The sequence below is a fragment of the Microbacterium sp. PAMC21962 genome (assembly GCF_019443465.1).
In the GTDB taxonomy this organism is placed as follows: Bacteria; Actinomycetota; Actinomycetes; order Actinomycetales; family Microbacteriaceae; genus Microbacterium; species Microbacterium hominis.
Map to the genome: position 1 here is coordinate 1943364 of NZ_CP080381.1, position 15934 is coordinate 1959297.

Sequence of the window (15934 nt, forward strand, 5' to 3'; positions counted from 1 at the left end):
TGTTGCGGGTCCTGCCCTCCGGTTGTGGCCGGGTCAGGGGTGATGATGCACGCGCTGACGAGTACCCGTGAGGGTGATACGACCTGGCCCGGGTTGGATGCGCTGGTGGCCGGTGTGGTGGATGCGCGGCGTCGGGCGGCTCAGGCGCAGGCCGCGGAGGCGAGGTTGCTGGCCGCGGCAGTGGATGTGGTCGCGGAACGTGCCGCGGTGCTGAGGCAGGAGGCGCAGCAACAGGGGCGGTCGGTGAAGTCGTCGGACGCGGATCTGCCGGTGCGGGAAGTCGCGTTGGAACTCGCGATGGCGCTCCGGGTGTCGGATCGGGGTGTGCAACGGCGGATGTCGGAGGCGTACCTGTTGACGACCCTGTTCCCGCGGACGTTTGAGGTGTGGGCGGGCGGGGAGATCGATGCCGCTCATGCGTGGGCGATCAGCCGCACCGGCACGATGTTGACGACCGAGGAAGACCGGTCACGGTACGAGACCCTCGCCCTGGAGGCAGCCCGGTCGGAGTCGCCTGCGCGGATGAGCGCGGCGGCGAAGGCGATCGCAGCGACCATCGACCCGGCCGCGTTCACCGAGGCCGCGCAGCGCGCGTATGAAGAACGCTCCGTCCGGTTGTTCCCTCTCGACGATGGGATGGCCCGGTTGATCGCGGATCTTCCCGCGCCGCTCGCCCACGCGATCCACGACACCCTGACCGCCCGGGGCCGGGCGATCCTCGACCAGCCCGACGAGGACACTGAGTCCGATGCCATCACTGGCGTCGATATCGATGTGAACACGCGCGTCGCCGGGGGCACGAGCGACACCCGCCGTGGCGAGACACTCATCACCAGCTCCGTCCGCGCCACCGACGCGACCTGCACGACCACGCCGATCGTGAAGGACTCCCGCACTCTGGCGCAGGTGCGCGCGGACATCCTCACCGACCTGCTCCTGACCGCCACTGCCTCCACCCGCGCCACCGGTGCCGGAGTGGAAGCGGTGACGGCGCAGATCCAGGTGACGGTCCCTGCCCTCACCCTCGCCGGTGACCCCGACGGAGGCCCGGCCCTGCTCACCGGGTACGGGCCCATCGACCCGGGGCTTGCCCGACGCCTGGCCGCCCTGGCCCCCGGGTGGGATCGGGTGTTCACCGACCCGGCCACGGGCATCCCCGTCGCCGTCGACCGCTACCGACCCAGTGCGGAAATCCGCCGCTACCTGGCTGCACGGGATGAACGCTGCCGCACCCCCGGCTGCACCCGCCCCGCCCACCGGTGCGACCACGACCACACCACCGCAGCCGCAGAAGGCGGCCCCACAGCACCCGACAACCTCGCCCACCTCTGCCGCCGCCACCACACCGTCAAACACCACACCGCCTGGCAGGTCCGACACCTCGGCCACGGCACCCTCCAATGGACTTCACCCACCGGACGCCACTACGAAGACCACCCACCCAGCCGCGTCCGATTCGTCCCCACCACCGCCACACCGGCCGAGCCACCACCCTTCTGACGCCGCGCGTCGCGGGCGCCTCGGGCGTGTTGCTCGAGGATGGTGGGGCTCGATGTCGAGGTGAGCGGGAACCATACGATGGGGAAATGGACTTCCTCGCCGCTCCAGTTCTCGGCAATGAGTTCGTGCGTCTGGAACCGCTCAGCGCGGCGCATCGCGCCGACCTGGTCGACGCCGTTCGAGTGGGCAATATGTGGGAAGCCTGGTACACCCACATCCCCTCGCCGGACGAGATGTCGGGGACCATCGAGAAACGTCTCGCCGCGCACGCCGAGGGCTCGATGGTTCCGTGGGCTGTGATCGATGCCGCCTCCGACCGTGCCGTCGGCATGACGTCGTACCTGAACATCGAGCCGACGAATCGACGCCTGGAGATCGGAGGCACGTGGCTGGGCAGGAATGCGCAAGGAACAGGGATCAACCCCGCCGCCAAACTGTTGCTGCTGAGTCGCGCGTTCGACGATCTGGGCTGCGGGGCGGTCGAGTTCCGCGCGCACTGGCACAACCGGCAATCCCGCACGGCCATCGAGAAGCTGGGCGCAAAGCAAGACGGCGTGTTGCGTAACCACACGGTCTTCGAGAACGGGACCATCCGCGACACGGTCGTGTACTCGATCATCGACGGGGAATGGCCGACCGTGAAGTACGGCCTTCAGGAGCGCCTCAATGCCCTCCGCTCCACCGAGAGATCGCGCTAGCACAGGCAGGTTCCGGCGACACGCCCTACCGCGACTGCGCGACCAGTCGCCGCACGACGGGGGCGTATCCCTCCGCCGACACGGTGACCGTGATCTCTCCCTCACCCGCGGCGCGCACCACGGCGAGCGCGCGTCCGTCGTGCGTGCGACGCGACGGACCGGCGAACGACTCCGTCGTCTGCGCACGGCTCGACCCGAGCGCCGCCAACTCGCCCGCGCCGGTCACCTGAACCGTCACCTCCGTGTCGCGGTCGCACACCACGGCGCCGTCCGTACCGGTATCGGCACTGGCTTCAGCGGCATCCGCGAGCTCGATCACGAGATGGGCGAGGCCGCCGTCGGCGTCCACGGCATCCTGTTCGGCACGAACGCGCAGCGCGAGCGCGCCCGCGGTGACCAGGTCGGTGCGACCCACCTCCACCCCGCCACGCCACGCGATCGCCACCAGCCGCCCCGGGCGGTAGTGCGTCTCGAACCGCGCGATGAGCGGCCGCGGGTCGCCCACCGGCGCCCGGCCGATCAGGCGGTCGCCGTCCGCGTCGACCAGACGCAGCTCGACCTCCTCGGCATCCGCGTACACGTCGACCGTCACCGGCGCACCCGCCTCGACGGCCCACGACCACGACGACACGACGTCGTCCCACGACCAGGGCGTCTTCTCCACCGGCCGGCCGTGGTGCGCGGGCCGGTGCACGGCGATCGCCGGCGCGCGGCGCAACCCGAACGCGATCTCCCGGTAGAAGGATGCCGGGGTGCGCCGCCCCGTCAGATCGATGTCGCCGCACTGCGCGAGCAGATACGGGTACGGCCCGGCCGTGCCGGTCGAGCGGTACCCGTCGACGTCGGTGTACTCGACCCGACCGATGCCGGCCTCGCCGACGTAGTCCCACCCGGTCCAGGTGAAGTCGCCGATGACGTGCGGCAGCCGGCGCACCTGCTCCCACAGGTGCGCGATGCGGTCGGGGAAGGTCTCCGAGCCGACGATGATGCGGTCGGGGAACAGCTCCGCGTCGAGCTCGTAGCGGGCATCGCCGTAGTTGAAGCCGACGACGTCGAGCACGGCGGCCGACTCCTCCGTGGAGCGGGTGATCAGCTCCGACGCGTTCGCGGCGGCCATCTGCGCGCCGAGTCCGGCCATCATCGTGTTCGGGTCGGTCGCGGCGATCTCGCCGAGGATCTCCGGCAGCCGCTCCATGTTCGCGATCACGCCGTTGATGCCGTTGGTGACGTAGCGGGTCGGGTCGAGCCGGCGGAACTCCTCGGCGATGCGCCGGCTCCACGTCGCGCCGTGCGGCGTCGCCAGCTCGAGGATCTCGTTGCCGATCGAGTACAGGATGACGCTCGGACGGTTGCGGTCCTTCGCGACGAGCGCGGCGACCGACGCGGACCACCGGCCGTCGAAGCCCACCGACGCGTCGAAGCCCGTCTTGGCGCGCGTCCAGACATCGCTCAGCTCGTCCATCACGAGCATGCCGTGTCGGTCGCAGGCGTCCAGCAGCGCCCGGGAGGCGGGGTTGTGCGCGCTGCGGATCGCGTTGAACCCGGCATCCTTCAACAGCCGCACGCGCCGGTCCTCGGCGTCGGGGTGCGTGATCGCCCCGAGCGCGCCGTTGTCGTGGTGGACGCACGCGCCGCGGAGATCCACCACGACGCCGTTGATGCGCAGACCGTGCTGCGGGTCGAGCTGCAGGCGCCGGATGCCGAAGCGGACGGCATCCTCGTCGAGCACCGCACCGCCGCCCTCCACCTCCTCCCCCGCGGCCTCGTCGGCGAGCGTCACCCGCACCTCGTGGAGGGCGGGATCGTCGGGCCCCCACAGCGCGGGGCGCTCGACGATCAGGCGCGCCCGGGCGACGGCCGACGCCCCGGGCAGCACCGTGACGGGCGCGTGCGTCGCGGCGACCGTGCCGCCGCGGGGATCGACCATCTCCCAGCGCAGCCGGAGCGTGCGGGTGTGACGCGTGAGGTTCTCGACGCGCGTGGCGACCTCGACGACCGCACGCTCGGCATCGATGTCGGGGGTGGTCACCGTCGTGCCGTCCAGGCTGAGATGCACCGGGTCGGCGACCACGAGGTGGACGGGCCGGTAGATGCCGGCACCCGTGTACCAGCGACTGTCGCGGTGGGCGCGCGCCTCCACCGTGATCGTGTTGGTGCGACCGAACCGCAGGAACGCGTCGACGGCCACCGCGAACGCCGCATAGCCGTCGGGCTGATGGGCCGCGAAGTCGCCGTTGACGTAGACGACGGCGTCGCGGTAGACGCCCTCGAACTCGATCGTGACGCTCTTGTGCTCCCACGCGGCGGGCACCTCGAAGGAGCGCGCGTAGACGAACACCCCGCCGGGGATGTAGCCGGTGTGGACACCGCCGTCGTTGTCGGCGCCGCGGGGAAGATCGCGCAGCGCATCGTGCGGGATCGCGACCGGCACCGGCGCCGTCGCCGCCTCCCGGCTTTCGAACGCGGCGAGCTTGGGCGCGACCGTCCACCCCTGGTGGAAGGGCAGCCGGATCACGGGGCGACGTCCGGCTCGGCACCCATCCGCGCGTCGAGGATCTGCTCCAGCGCGTCGAGGTCGTAGCCGCGCACGAACCCGCGGAAGAACTCCGCGAGCGCCTCGGCCATGTCCGTCGACGTCGGGTCGAGCAGCCACTGCACCTGCAGGCCGTCCATGAGCGCGGTGGTCGCCACCGCGGCGCGGAAGGGATCGATGGTGCCGATCAGACGTCCGTCGGCCTCGATCTTCCGGAAGGCCGCCGCAATGCTGGAGCGGACGTACTCGTAGCGGCGCAGGAAGTAGCCGTGCGCGGGGTGCGTCGGCGACGTGGCCTCGGCCGACAGGGTGCAGAAGAGCTCGATGACGCCGGGGATCGAGGCGTTGTAGCGGGCGAGCTGCACGAGCGCGCGCAGCGTCTCGACCCCGTCCTCGTCGTCGAAGTCGACGACCTTGCGCGACTGCTCGTCGCGGTGGTCGAGCACCGCGAGCAGGAGCGTGCTCTTGTTCTTGAAGTGGTGCAGCAGGCCGGCTTCGCTCATGCCGACGCGCTGCGCGATCTCCCGGAGGGATCCCGCCCGGTAGCCGCCCTGGGCGAACACCTCCAGCGCCGCATCGAGGATCGCGTTGCGCGTGACCTCGCTCTTGGCGTATTCGCCGCGCTGTGCGCGTCGCGGTGTCGTCGTCTCGGTCATCGTGACCATCGTGCCCCATCCCGGTCGCCGCGGTTCGGCGCCGTCGGCACCAGTGTGCACGGTTTCATAACGAAAACCTAGTAGTCGTTAGATATTTGACTTCAAAACCTAGTGCTCCTTCGGATTTGCTGCTAGCGTCCCCCGACAGGGCGGTCCGCAGGGGTATCGCCCACCCGAGAAAGGGACCAAGGATGTTCCGTTGGAAGGCCACAGCAGCCCTCGCGGTCGTCGCTGCACTCGCACTCACCGGCTGCGCCGGTGGCGGGGAATCCGGCGGCGGCAGCGGGTCGAGCAGTGAGCGGGCAGACCGCCTCACCCTCATCACGATCGCCGCCCCCACGAGCTACGACATCGGCGCGGGCGCCGAATGGGGAAACCGCAGCGAGTACTTCGAGGCGGTGTTCGACACCCTCCTCCGACAGGACTCGAAGGGTCAGCTCCAGCCCAACCTGGCCACCGAGTGGTCCTACAACGACGACAAGACGGTCCTCACGCTCACGCTGCGCACCGACGCGACCTTCACCGACGGCACGCCCGTCGACGCGAAGGCCGTCGTCGCCAGCCTGGAGCGCTTCCGCGACGGCACGTCGCCGCAGGCGGGAACCATGAAGGGCAACGTCTACGCCGCCACCGACGACCACACGGTGACCATCACGCTGACCGCCCCGAACCCGGCGCTGCTCAACTCGCTCTCGCTCGCCCAGGGCCTCGTCGCCGCCCCGTCGTCGTTCACCGACGCGGACGTGGCCACCAAGCCGGTCGGATCGGGCCCCTACATCCTCGACACGGCCGCCACGGTCACGGGCACGACGTACGTGTACACGGCGAACCCCGACTACTGGAACAAGGATGCCGTCAAGTACGACAACCTGACCGTCAACGTGATCGACGACACCACCGCCATCCTGAACGCCATCAAGGCCGGCGAGGCCAACGGCGCGAAGATCGCCGACAACACGACCATCAGCGAGGTCGAGGGCTCGGGCTGGACGATCGCGTCCAACGAGCTCGACTTCCAGGGCCTGCTCCTGTTCGACCGCGCGGGCACGATGAACCCGGCGCTGGGCGATGTCAAGGTGCGCCAGGCCATCAACATGGCCTTCGACCGCGAGGCGCTCCTGCAGTCGCTGCAGAGCGGCTACGGCACCGTCACCGAGCAGGTCTTCCCCACCTCTTCCGTCGCGTACGACGCCGCGCTGGACTCGACGTACGCCTACGACCCCGAGGGCGCCAAGAAGCTGCTCGCCGAGGCCGGCTACGCGAACGGGCTGACGATCAGCATGCCCTCGGTCGCCGCCTTCCAGACTTCGTTCGACCTGATCAAGCAGCAGCTGCAGGACATCGGCGTCACGGTGCAGTACACCGACACCGGGACGAACAACTTCATCTCCGACATGCTGACGCCGAAGTACCCGGCGACCTGGATGGCGCTGCAGCAGGACCCCGACTGGCAGCTGATCAACTTCATGATCGCCCCCGGCGCGACCTTCAACCCCTTCAAGTCCCAGGACCCGAAGGTCGACGAGTACATCGCGACGATCCAGACCGGCTCCACCGAGGAGTCCGACCAGGCGCTGAAGGACCTGAACAAGTACCTGGTCGACCAGGCATGGTTCGCCCCGTTCTTCCGCGTGCAGGGCTCCTTCGCGACCGACGCGAACACGACCGTCGACTTCTGGCCGACGAACGCCTACCCGTCGATCTTCAGCTTCTCGCCGAAGAACTGATCCGCCGCGCTGCCCGCCTGCGGCCTCCGCAGGCGGGCAGCGCCGCTCGAACCCGGAGAGAGCCATGCTCACCTTCATCCTCAGGCGGATCGCCTCGGGCGTCGTCCTCGTCGCCGTCATCTCCTTCCTCGCCTACGTTCTGCTCTATGCGGCCGGCGGTGACATCGCCCGCTGCATCCTCGGCGAGACCGCCACGGCCGAGACGGTCGCCAAGAAGACCGAGGAGCTCGGCCTGAACCGGCCCCTCCTGGTGCAGTACTGGGACTGGCTGACCTCGGCGCTCACGGGCGACCTGGGCCGCAGCTGGTTCAGCGGCGAGCTCGTCAGCGTCAGCGTGTCGGGACGCGTCGGCGTGACGCTCTCGATCGTGATCGGCGCCACCCTCGTCTCCGCGGTCCTCTCGATCGTCCTGGGCGTGCTCGCCGCCCGCCGCGGCGGGTGGATCGACGGCCTCGTCCAGTTCCTCTCGCTCATCGGCTTCGCGATCCCCGGCTTCCTCATCGCCCTGGGCCTCGTGCTCGTCTTCGCGATCGAGCTGCACTGGTTCAAGGCGACCGGGTTCGTCCCCCTCACCACATCGTTCAGCGGCTGGATCGCGTCCGTGACGCTGCCGATCATCGCCCTCTCGCTGGGCGCCATCGCCACCGTCGCCCAGCAGGTGCGCGGCTCGGTGATCGACGCGATGTCCCGCGACTACGTCCGCACGCTCCGCTCGCGCGGCCTGTCGACGGGCTCCGTCGTCTACAAGCACGTGCTGCGCAACGCCGGCGGTCCCGCCCTCGCGGTGCTCGCGGTCCAGTTCATCGGGCTGCTCGGCGGCGCCGTCATCGTCGAGCAGGTCTTCGCGATCCCCGGCATGGGCCAGCTGACCGTCAAGGCCACGACGCAGGGCGACATCCCCGCCGTCATGGGCCTGGTGATCGTCTTCGCGATCATCGTCGTCGTCGTCAACCTCCTGATCGATCTCGTTCAGGCCGCTCTCAACCCGAAGGTGCGTCTGTCATGACCGCTGTCGACGTTCCCCCCGCCGTGCCCGTGGCGCCCGTGCGCGTCTCGCTGATGCGCCGGCTCGTGCGCCGCCCGCTCGGCCTCGTCTCCCTCGCGTTCCTCGCCCTGGTCGCCGTGATCGCGATCATCGGTCCCGTCATCGCCCCGCAGGACCCCAACTACGCCGACATCCGCGCGATCCTCGCCCCGCCCGGCGGCGCTCACCTGCTCGGCACCGACAGCGCCGGCCGCGACGTGTTCTCGCGTCTGCTGCTGTCGACGCAGACCAGCATCGCCGCGGCGCTCGTGGCGCTGATCACCGCCCTCCTGCTCGGCGTCGTGGCCGGCTTGATCGCCGGCTACTACCAGGGCTGGTTCAACACGGTGGCCACCTGGGTCACCGAGCTGAACATGGCGCTTCCGGCGATGGTCGTCCTGCTCGCGGCGCGCGCCGCGCTGGGCCCCTCCGTGTGGCTGTCGATGCTCATCTTCGGCGTCCTGCTGTCGCCCGCCTATTTCCGGCTGGTGTTCGCGTCCGTCACGGCCGTGCGCGCCGAGCTCTACGTGGATGCCGCGCGCGTCTCCGGCCTCAGCGACGTCCGCATCATCGGCCGCCACGTGCTGTCGGTCGTGCGCGCGCCGATCATCATCCAGTCGGCGATCATCGCGGGCATCGCCATCGCGATCCAGTCCGGCCTCGAGTTCCTCGGCCTCGGCGACTCGTCGGTGCCCACCTGGGGCGCCATGCTCAACGACGGCTTCAAGAGCATCTACAAGCAGCCCACGCTCATGCTGTGGCCGTCGCTGGCCATCGCCCTGACCTGCATCGCCCTGACGCTGCTCGCCAACGTCATGCGCGACGAGCTCGAGCGGACCGTGACGGTGCGCCGCAAGCGCCGCCGCGCCGTCACGACCGCCACCGGCTCGATCGCCGCGGTGACGACGTCGGTGCGACTCGGCGGCGGCGACCTCGTCGACCCCGACGAGCCGCCGGTCCTCGACGGCGCCGACGTGATCGTGCACCCCGAGGACGCGCGCAGCAAGGCGAGCGCGACGGTGCTCCAGGTGCGCGACCTGCGGGTCGGCTACGACCAGCCGGACCGCTCGCACATCGAGGTGGTGCACGGCGTGTCCCTCGACATCCGCCGCGGCGAGGTCCACGGCCTCATCGGCGAGTCCGGATCGGGCAAGACCCAGACGGCGTTCGCCGTCCTGGGGCTGCTCCCGCGCGGCGGCACCGTCACCGGCGGCTCGATCCTCTACGAGGGCACCGAGCTGGCCGACGCCTCGGAGCGCGTGTACTCCGGCATCCGCGGCAAGCGCATCGGCTACATCCCCCAGGAGCCGATGAGCAACCTCGACCCGTCGTTCACGATCGGCAGCCAGCTGGTCGAGCCGTTGCGCAAGAACCTGGGCCTGTCCAAGGCCGAGGCACGCGAGCGCGCGCTCGATCTGCTCGCCCGCGTCGGCATCCCGCAGCCCAAGCGCACCTTCGACGCCTACCCGTTCGAGGTGTCGGGCGGCATGGCCCAGCGCGTGCTGATCGCCGGCGCCGTCTCGACCGACCCCGACCTGATCATCGCCGACGAGCCGACGACGGCCCTCGACGTGACGGTGCAGGCCGAGGTGCTCGATCTGCTGCGCGACCTGCAGGCGGAGCGCAACATGGCGATGCTGCTGGTCACGCACAACTTCGGCGTCGTCGCCGACCTCTGCGACCGCGTGACGGTCATGCAGAACGGCCGCTTCGTCGAGCAGGGCCCCGTGCGGGCGATCTTCACCGACGCGCGGCACCCGTACACGCAGACGCTGCTGGACGCGATCCTCGACGAGGGTCCCGCCCGCGGCCCCCTCCTCCCCACCACGAACGGAGCCGGAGCATGAGCGCGCCGCTGCTGGAGGTCACCGACCTCGTCGTCGAATACCCCGGCAAGGGCTTCCGCGCCGAACCGTTCCGGGCGTTGAAGGGCGTCTCCCTCGACATCCTGCCGGGCGAGACGGTGGGCTTGGTCGGCGAGTCCGGATCGGGCAAGACGACGCTGGGGCGCGCCGCGCTCGGGCTCGCGCCGGTCACGGCGGGGACGATCCGCTTCGACGGCCAGGACATCTCGCACCTGGGGCGACGGGAGCGCCGCGCCCTGAGCTCGCAGATCCAGGTCGTCTTCCAGGACCCATACTCGTCGCTGAACCCGTCGATGACCATCGAGCAGATCCTGACGGAGCCCCTCACGGTCGCCGGCGTCGGCTCGGCGGAGGCCAAGACCCGCGTACGGGAGCTGCTGGATCAGGTGGGCCTGCCCGGCGATGCGCGCAGCCGCCTGCCGCGTGAGTTCTCGGGCGGCCAGCGCCAGCGCGTCGCGATCGCCCGCGCCCTCGCGCTGAGTCCTCGCCTCATCGTCTGCGACGAGCCCGTGTCGGCGCTGGACCTGTCGACCCAGGCGCGCGTGCTCGACCTGTTCATCGAGATCCAGGAGCGCACGGGCGTCGCCTACCTCTTCGTCACCCACGACCTCGCCGTCGTCCGTCACGTCAGCCACCGCGTGGCCGTCATGTACCGGGGCGAGATCGTCGAGGCCGGCGACGGCGACCAGGTCACCTCGCGGCCGCAGCATCCCTACACGCAGCGGCTGTTCATGGCGGCCCCCGTGCCCGATCCCGACAAGCAGGAGGAGCGCCGCCTCGCCCGACGAGCGGTGCTCGCGGCCGAGGCCGCCGCACGATGAGTCGCCCGAACATCGTCTTCGTGATGTCGGACGACCACGCCGCCCACGCGATCTCCGCCTACGGCAGCAAGGTCAACGCGACGCCGCACCTGGACCGTTTGGCACAGGAGGGTGTGCGCATGGATGCCGTCTATTGCACGAACTCCATCTGCAGCCCGTCCCGGGCCACGATCCTGACCGGCACCTACAGCCACATCAACGGCGTCTCCTCGATCTGGACCGAGATGGACTACCGGGTGCCGACGTTCATCGATGTGCTCCACGGCGCCGGATACCGCACCGCGATGTTCGGCAAATGGCATCTCGGCGAGCACGGCAACGCGCTGCCGCGCGGGTTCGACGCGTGGAAGATCTTCCCCGGACAGGGCGACTACGTCGACCCGGAGATGATCGACGAGAACGGCAGCGGGCCGGTCCCCGGCTACGCGACGGACATCGTCACGGACCTCGCGATCGACTGGATCGACGAGGTCGCCACGAGGGGTGATGAACCGTTCTGCATGATGGTCCACCACAAGGCGCCGCACCGGCCGTGGGTTCCGGACGAGAAGCACCACCACCTCTACACGGACGGCACGATCCCCGAGCCCGACACGTTCTTCGACGACCACGCGACGCGCAGCAAGGCCGTGCAGGGCGTGCGTATGACGATCGCCGACGACATGGGGGCGGACGACTTGAAGGAGGAGGTGCCGGCGCACCTGCGCGGCCCCGAGAACCGCGAGGCGCGCATGCGCTGGAAGTACCAGATCTACATGCGCGATTATCTGCAGTGCGTGCAGTCCATCGACGACAACGTGGGCCGGCTGCTCGACCACCTCGCCGAGCGCGGCCTCGCCGAGAACACGATGGTCGTCTACACCTCCGACCAGGGGTTCTTCCTCGGCGATCACGGCTGGTTCGACAAGCGACTCATGTTCGACGAGTCGCTGCAGATGCCGATGCTCATCCGCTGGCCGGCCGAGATCCCCGCCGCGAGCCGCTGCGCGGGCATCGTCACCAACGTCGATTTCGCCGCGACCTTCCTGGACGTGTGCGGGATCGACGCGGCATCCGCCCTGCCCACCTCGCAGGGCCGCAGCTTCCGCCCGCTGCTGCGCGGCGAAGAGGTGGAGGACTGGCCGGAGGCCGCGTACTACCGCTACTGGGAGCACGACGACCCGATCCATGCCGCTCCCGCGCACTACGGCATCCGTACCGCGACGCACAAGCTCATCCACTACTACGGGGTGGGCATGGGCGTGCCCGGTGCCTCGGATGCCGAGTTCGAGCCCGAATGGGAGCTGTACGACCTCGTCGCCGATCCAGCCGAGCTGCGCAACGTGGCCGACGATCCCGCGTACGTCGAGGTGCGCGCCCAGCTCGAGCAGACCCTTCGCGAGTACCAGGACCACTATCGAGACCTGCCCTATGCCGGCCCCGACACTCCCCGACCCGACTGGGGGCCGTACGACCACGAGCTGCTGGCGCGCGTCGAGCAGTACGTCAGCCAGATCCGCGCATCCTCCTGATGACCGCGACCACACCCACCCCCGGAAGGACCTCCATGACCTCCCCCGTCGACCACCTGCGCCCGCTGCTGGAGGCTCTCACCCTCGAGCAGAAGGCCGCCCTCGTCCAGGGCGCCGACTTCTGGACGACGGTGCCGCTGCCCGAGATCGGGCTGCGGGCGATGACCCTGTCGGACGGTCCCGCCGGCGTGCGCGGGCCGCGCTGGGACGAGCGCGAGCCGTCGCTGAACCTGCCCTCCGGGTCGGCGCTGGCCGCGTCGTGGGATGTGGATCTGGCCTACCGCTACGGCGCGGCCGCCGCGGCGGAGGCCCGCGCGAAGGATGTCGACGTCGTCCTCGGCCCCACCATCAACCTGCACCGCAGTCCCCTCGGCGGCCGCCACTTCGAGTGCTTCAGCGAGGATCCGGAACTCTCCGGCGCTCTGGCGGCCGCCTACGTCGCCGGCCTGCAGGACAACGGCGTGGCCGCCTGCCCGAAGCACTACGTCGCCAACGACTCGGAGACGGACCGCTTCACGGTCGATGTCGAGGTCGAGGACCGCGCACTGCGCGAGCTGTACCTCGCCCCGTTCGAGCGCGCCGTGACCGAGGCGCACGCCTGGAGCATCATGAGCGCGTACAACGCGGTCGACGGCGTCACGATGACCGAGAACGATCTGCTCGAGACCCCGCTGAACAGCGAATGGGGCTTCGACGGCGTCGTGATCAGCGACTGGACGGCGGTGCGCTCGCTCGACGCCGTCGCGGCCGCGCAGGACCTCGCGATGCCCGGGCCCGCCCCCGCGTGGGCCGACCTGGTCGCCGCCGTCGGCGACGGTCGCGTCGCCGAGGAGGACCTCGACCGCAAGGTGCTGCGCCTGCTCCTGCTCGCCGAGCGCGTCGGCGCCCTCGGAGACGCCGGCCCGGCCGGCCGCGCCGCGGTGCCCGCGATCGACGGCCCCGCCTTCGCCCGCGACGCGGCCGTGGCCGGCACCGTGCTGCTGCGCAACGACGGCACGCTGCCGCTGGAGGCGGCATCCCTCGGATCGGTCGCCGTCATCGGCCAGAACGCCCGTGACGCCCGCACGCAGGGCGGCGGCAGCGCCACCGTCGTCCCCGCGCACGTCGTCTCACCGTTGGAGGGTCTGCGCGCGGCGCTTCCCGGCGTCGAGGTCTCCTACGAGCTCGGCGCCCTCGTGCAGGACGGCGTGGTCGAGATCCCGCTGGCCCAGCTGCAGAACCCCGTCACCGGCGAGCCCGGTCTGCGGGTGCGTTTCCTGGACGACGCCGGCACGGAGCTGTTCGCCGAAGACCGCCGCTCGACGGCGCTCGTGTGGTTCGGCGGCGACGCGCCCATCGCCGCGAGCCGCACGGTCGTGTTCGAGACCCGCTTCACCCCCGCCGAGACGGGCGCGATCGAGCTCGGGTTCGCGGGCGCGAACCCCGGCCGCCTCTTCGTCGACGGCGAGCTCGTCCTCGACGACAGCCCGGTCATCGAGGGCACCGACCTCGGCGCCGCCTTCCTCAACCCGCCGTCGCTCACGACGACGGTCGCCGTCACCGCGGGCGCGCCCCGCGACATCCGCGTCGAGTTCACGTGCGACCCGCAGGGCGCCCTCGCCGGCGCGCTCAGCGCCACCGTCGGCATCGCGCCCACGCCCACCCCCGACGCCGAGCTCGTCGCCCGGGCCGTGGCCGCCGCGGCATCCGCCGACGTCGCCGTCGTGGTCGTCGGCACCACCTCCCGCGTCGAGTCGGAGGGCTACGACCGCGAGAGCCTGGACCTTCCGGGCGCGCAGGACGCGCTCGTGCGCGCCGTCGCGGCGACGGGCACGCCCACGATCGTCGTCGTCAACGCCGGCTCGCCGGTCGCGCTCCCCTGGGCGCAGGAGGTGTCGGCCGTCGTGCAGGGCTACTTCGGCGGCCAGGAGTTCGGCCACGCGATCGCCGATGTGCTGACCGGCGCCCGCGAACCCGGCGGCCGCCTGCCGACCACCTGGCCCGCGACGCTCGCCGACGTCCCCGTGGTCGACGTCACCCCGCAGGACGGCGTGCTGCGCTACCGCGAGGGCATCCACATCGGCTACCGCGCCTGGCTCAAGGAGGCCGCCGCACCCGCCTTCCCCTTCGGCCACGGTCTCGGCTACACGACCTGGTCGTGGGACGACGCGCAGCGCGACGGCGACGCGGTCGCGGTGACGCTGACCAACACGGGTGCGCGCACCGGGAAGCAGGTCGTCCAGGTGTACGCCGAGCGCGCCGCTTCGGCGGTGGAGCGTCCCGAGCGCTGGCTGGTCGGCTTCGCCGCCGTCGAGCTGTCGCCGGGAGAGACGGGCACCGTCTCCGTTCCGCTCCCCGACCGGCGACTCGCGTATTGGGACGGCGGCGGGTGGCGCGTCGAGCCCGGCACGTACACGCTGCGTGTCGGCGCCTCGGTCGTCGATCTGCCGCTCGCGGCATCGTGGACGGTGACCGCGTGAGCGCGCCGATGCCCGCCGTCGAGGCGAGCCTGCTGCAGGGCGCAGCCGATGAGCGGCTCGCGGCCGTCGTCGAACGCCTCGACGGATACCTCCGCGAGGACGACGGCCTGTCGTTCCAGGTCGCCGCGTTCCACCGGGGCACCCCGGTGCTCGACGCCTGGGGCGGTCCCGACATCCGCGCCGACTCGATGCTCATCCCCTTCTCGGTGACCAAGAACACGATCGGGCTCTCGATCGGGCTCCTCCTCGAGCGGGGCCTCATCGACCTCGACGAACGCGTGGCCCACTACTGGCCCGAGTTCGCCGCGAAGGGCAAGGATGCCGTCACCGTCCGCGAACTGCTCTCCCACCAGGCCGGGCTCCCCCAGGCGAGCACGCCGCTGACGTGGGAGGAGCTGTGGGACCATCACGCCGCGGCCGCCCGTCTCGCCGACACGCGACCCTTCTGGCGACCGGGGAGCGCGTTCGGCTACCACGCGATCACGATCGGCAGCCTCGGCGACGAGCTCGTGCACCGGGTGACGGGCCGGACGCTGCACGAGTTCTACGAGCGCGAGATCCGTGCCCCCCACGGGATCGACTTCCACCTGGGCCTGCCGGCCGACCAGGAGCACCGCTTCACGCCCCTGAAGCCGATGGTGCGTCCCGCGTCGGCAACGGCGACCCCGCAGTTCTCCGCCTTGGGGCCCGTGGTGTTCGGACCCCTCAGCCGGGACATCGACCACACCAACTCGCCGCGCAACTACCGGTACGGCCACGCCGCGACCGCCGGGACGGGGACGGCCCGCGGGCTCGCGCGCCTGTTCGCCGCCGCGGTCACCGGCGTCGACGGCGCCGCCCCGTTCCTGTCGTCCGACACAGTCGAGCAGATCGGCCAGCAACAGGTCCGCGGCTACGACGAGGTGCTGCACCAGCACGACCGCGCCCACGCGATCGTCTTCCAGAAGCCGTCCCAGCAGCTCGCCTTCGGCGGCCCCCGGGCCTTCGGCCACGACGGCGCGGCGGGGGCGCTGGCGTGCGCCGACCCCGACACCGGCGTCACCTTCGCCTGGACGATCGTGCGCGGCCCGTGGCCGGGCGGCGCCGACCCTCGGGCCGTGTCGCTCGCGCGCGAGCTCGGCACCCTGCTCGGAGCGTGAC

At 70.9% G+C, this 15934-nt stretch carries 11 protein-coding genes; 9 read left to right on the top strand and 2 right to left on the bottom strand.

Annotated elements, in window-relative coordinates; translation table 11 throughout:
* Positions 1-42: 42 nt before the first annotated feature.
* Both KY498_RS09405 and KY498_RS09410 read left to right on the top strand, forming a co-directional pair.
* On the top strand, positions 43-1500 hold the full coding sequence (locus tag KY498_RS09405; protein ID WP_191009534.1) for an HNH endonuclease signature motif containing protein: 1458 nt from the start codon (positions 43-45) through the stop codon (positions 1498-1500).
* Positions 1501-1586: 86 nt separating this feature from the next.
* Positions 1587-2198: a GNAT family N-acetyltransferase gene (locus tag KY498_RS09410; RefSeq protein WP_191009533.1), complete on the top strand. Its 612-nt coding sequence runs from the start codon at positions 1587-1589 to the stop codon at positions 2196-2198.
* Positions 2199-2223: 25 nt separating this feature from the next.
* Here the strand turns inward: KY498_RS09410 and KY498_RS09415 are convergent, their stop codons facing one another.
* Both KY498_RS09415 and KY498_RS09420 read right to left on the bottom strand, forming a co-directional pair.
* Positions 2224-4713: a glycoside hydrolase family 2 TIM barrel-domain containing protein gene (locus tag KY498_RS09415; RefSeq protein ID WP_191009532.1), complete on the bottom strand. Its 2490-nt coding sequence runs from the start codon at positions 4711-4713 to the stop codon at positions 2224-2226.
* Complete coding sequence (locus tag KY498_RS09420; protein WP_060959074.1) at positions 4710-5387, bottom strand: TetR/AcrR family transcriptional regulator; 678 nt, start codon at positions 5385-5387, stop codon at positions 4710-4712. Before KY498_RS09420 ends, KY498_RS09415 begins: the two co-directional genes overlap by 4 nt.
* Before the next feature lie 191 nt (positions 5388-5578).
* On the opposite strand from KY498_RS09420, the gene KY498_RS09425 reads away from it, so the two are divergent.
* The 7 genes from KY498_RS09425 to KY498_RS09455 all read left to right on the top strand — a co-directional run bounded on the left by KY498_RS09425 (position 5579) and on the right by KY498_RS09455 (position 15933).
* Positions 5579-7114 (top strand): ABC transporter substrate-binding protein, encoded by a 1536-nt coding sequence (locus KY498_RS09425; RefSeq protein ID WP_060958966.1) that lies wholly within the window; start codon positions 5579-5581, stop codon positions 7112-7114.
* 64 nt (positions 7115-7178) lie between these two features.
* Positions 7179-8120 (top strand): ABC transporter permease, encoded by a 942-nt coding sequence (locus KY498_RS09430; protein WP_219879367.1) that lies wholly within the window; start codon positions 7179-7181, stop codon positions 8118-8120.
* Entirely contained in the window at positions 8117-9985 is a 1869-nt protein-coding gene (locus KY498_RS09435; RefSeq protein ID WP_061782563.1) for a dipeptide/oligopeptide/nickel ABC transporter permease/ATP-binding protein, read from the top strand. The genes KY498_RS09430 and KY498_RS09435 overlap by 4 nt, the downstream gene beginning before the upstream one ends.
* Positions 9982-10824, top strand: coding sequence for an ATP-binding cassette domain-containing protein (locus tag KY498_RS09440; protein WP_101305500.1), 843 nt, complete (start codon positions 9982-9984; stop codon positions 10822-10824). Before KY498_RS09435 ends, KY498_RS09440 begins: the two co-directional genes overlap by 4 nt.
* Positions 10821-12335 (top strand): sulfatase, encoded by a 1515-nt coding sequence (locus KY498_RS09445; RefSeq protein WP_191009531.1) that lies wholly within the window; start codon positions 10821-10823, stop codon positions 12333-12335. Before KY498_RS09440 ends, KY498_RS09445 begins: the two co-directional genes overlap by 4 nt.
* Positions 12336-12370: 35 nt before the next feature.
* Positions 12371-14794, top strand: coding sequence for a glycoside hydrolase family 3 C-terminal domain-containing protein (locus KY498_RS09450; RefSeq protein WP_191009530.1), 2424 nt, complete (start codon positions 12371-12373; stop codon positions 14792-14794).
* A complete protein-coding gene (locus KY498_RS09455) occupies positions 14791-15933 on the top strand; it encodes a serine hydrolase (RefSeq protein ID WP_223848819.1) in 1143 nt (380 codons plus the stop codon). Before KY498_RS09450 ends, KY498_RS09455 begins: the two co-directional genes overlap by 4 nt.
* Position 15934 lies beyond the last annotated feature (1 nt).

Excerpts from the sequence above, each read along its gene's own strand:
- KY498_RS09440 (WP_101305500.1), top strand. The coding sequence starts at position 9,982 with ATGAGCGCGCCGCTGCTGGAGGTCACCGACCTCGTCGTCGAATACCCC.
- KY498_RS09425 (WP_060958966.1), top strand. The coding sequence starts at position 5,579 with ATGTTCCGTTGGAAGGCCACAGCAGCCCTCGCGGTCGTCGCTGCACTC.
- KY498_RS09405 (WP_191009534.1), top strand. The coding sequence starts at position 43 with ATGATGCACGCGCTGACGAGTACCCGTGAGGGTGATACGACCTGGCCC.
- KY498_RS09430 (WP_219879367.1), top strand. The coding sequence starts at position 7,179 with ATGCTCACCTTCATCCTCAGGCGGATCGCCTCGGGCGTCGTCCTCGTC.
- KY498_RS09420 (WP_060959074.1), bottom strand. The coding sequence starts at position 5,387 with ATGACCGAGACGACGACACCGCGACGCGCACAGCGCGGCGAATACGCC.
- KY498_RS09445 (WP_191009531.1), top strand. The coding sequence starts at position 10,821 with ATGAGTCGCCCGAACATCGTCTTCGTGATGTCGGACGACCACGCCGCC.
- KY498_RS09450 (WP_191009530.1), top strand. The coding sequence starts at position 12,371 with ATGACCTCCCCCGTCGACCACCTGCGCCCGCTGCTGGAGGCTCTCACC.
- KY498_RS09410 (WP_191009533.1), top strand. The coding sequence starts at position 1,587 with ATGGACTTCCTCGCCGCTCCAGTTCTCGGCAATGAGTTCGTGCGTCTG.
- KY498_RS09435 (WP_061782563.1), top strand. The coding sequence starts at position 8,117 with ATGACCGCTGTCGACGTTCCCCCCGCCGTGCCCGTGGCGCCCGTGCGC.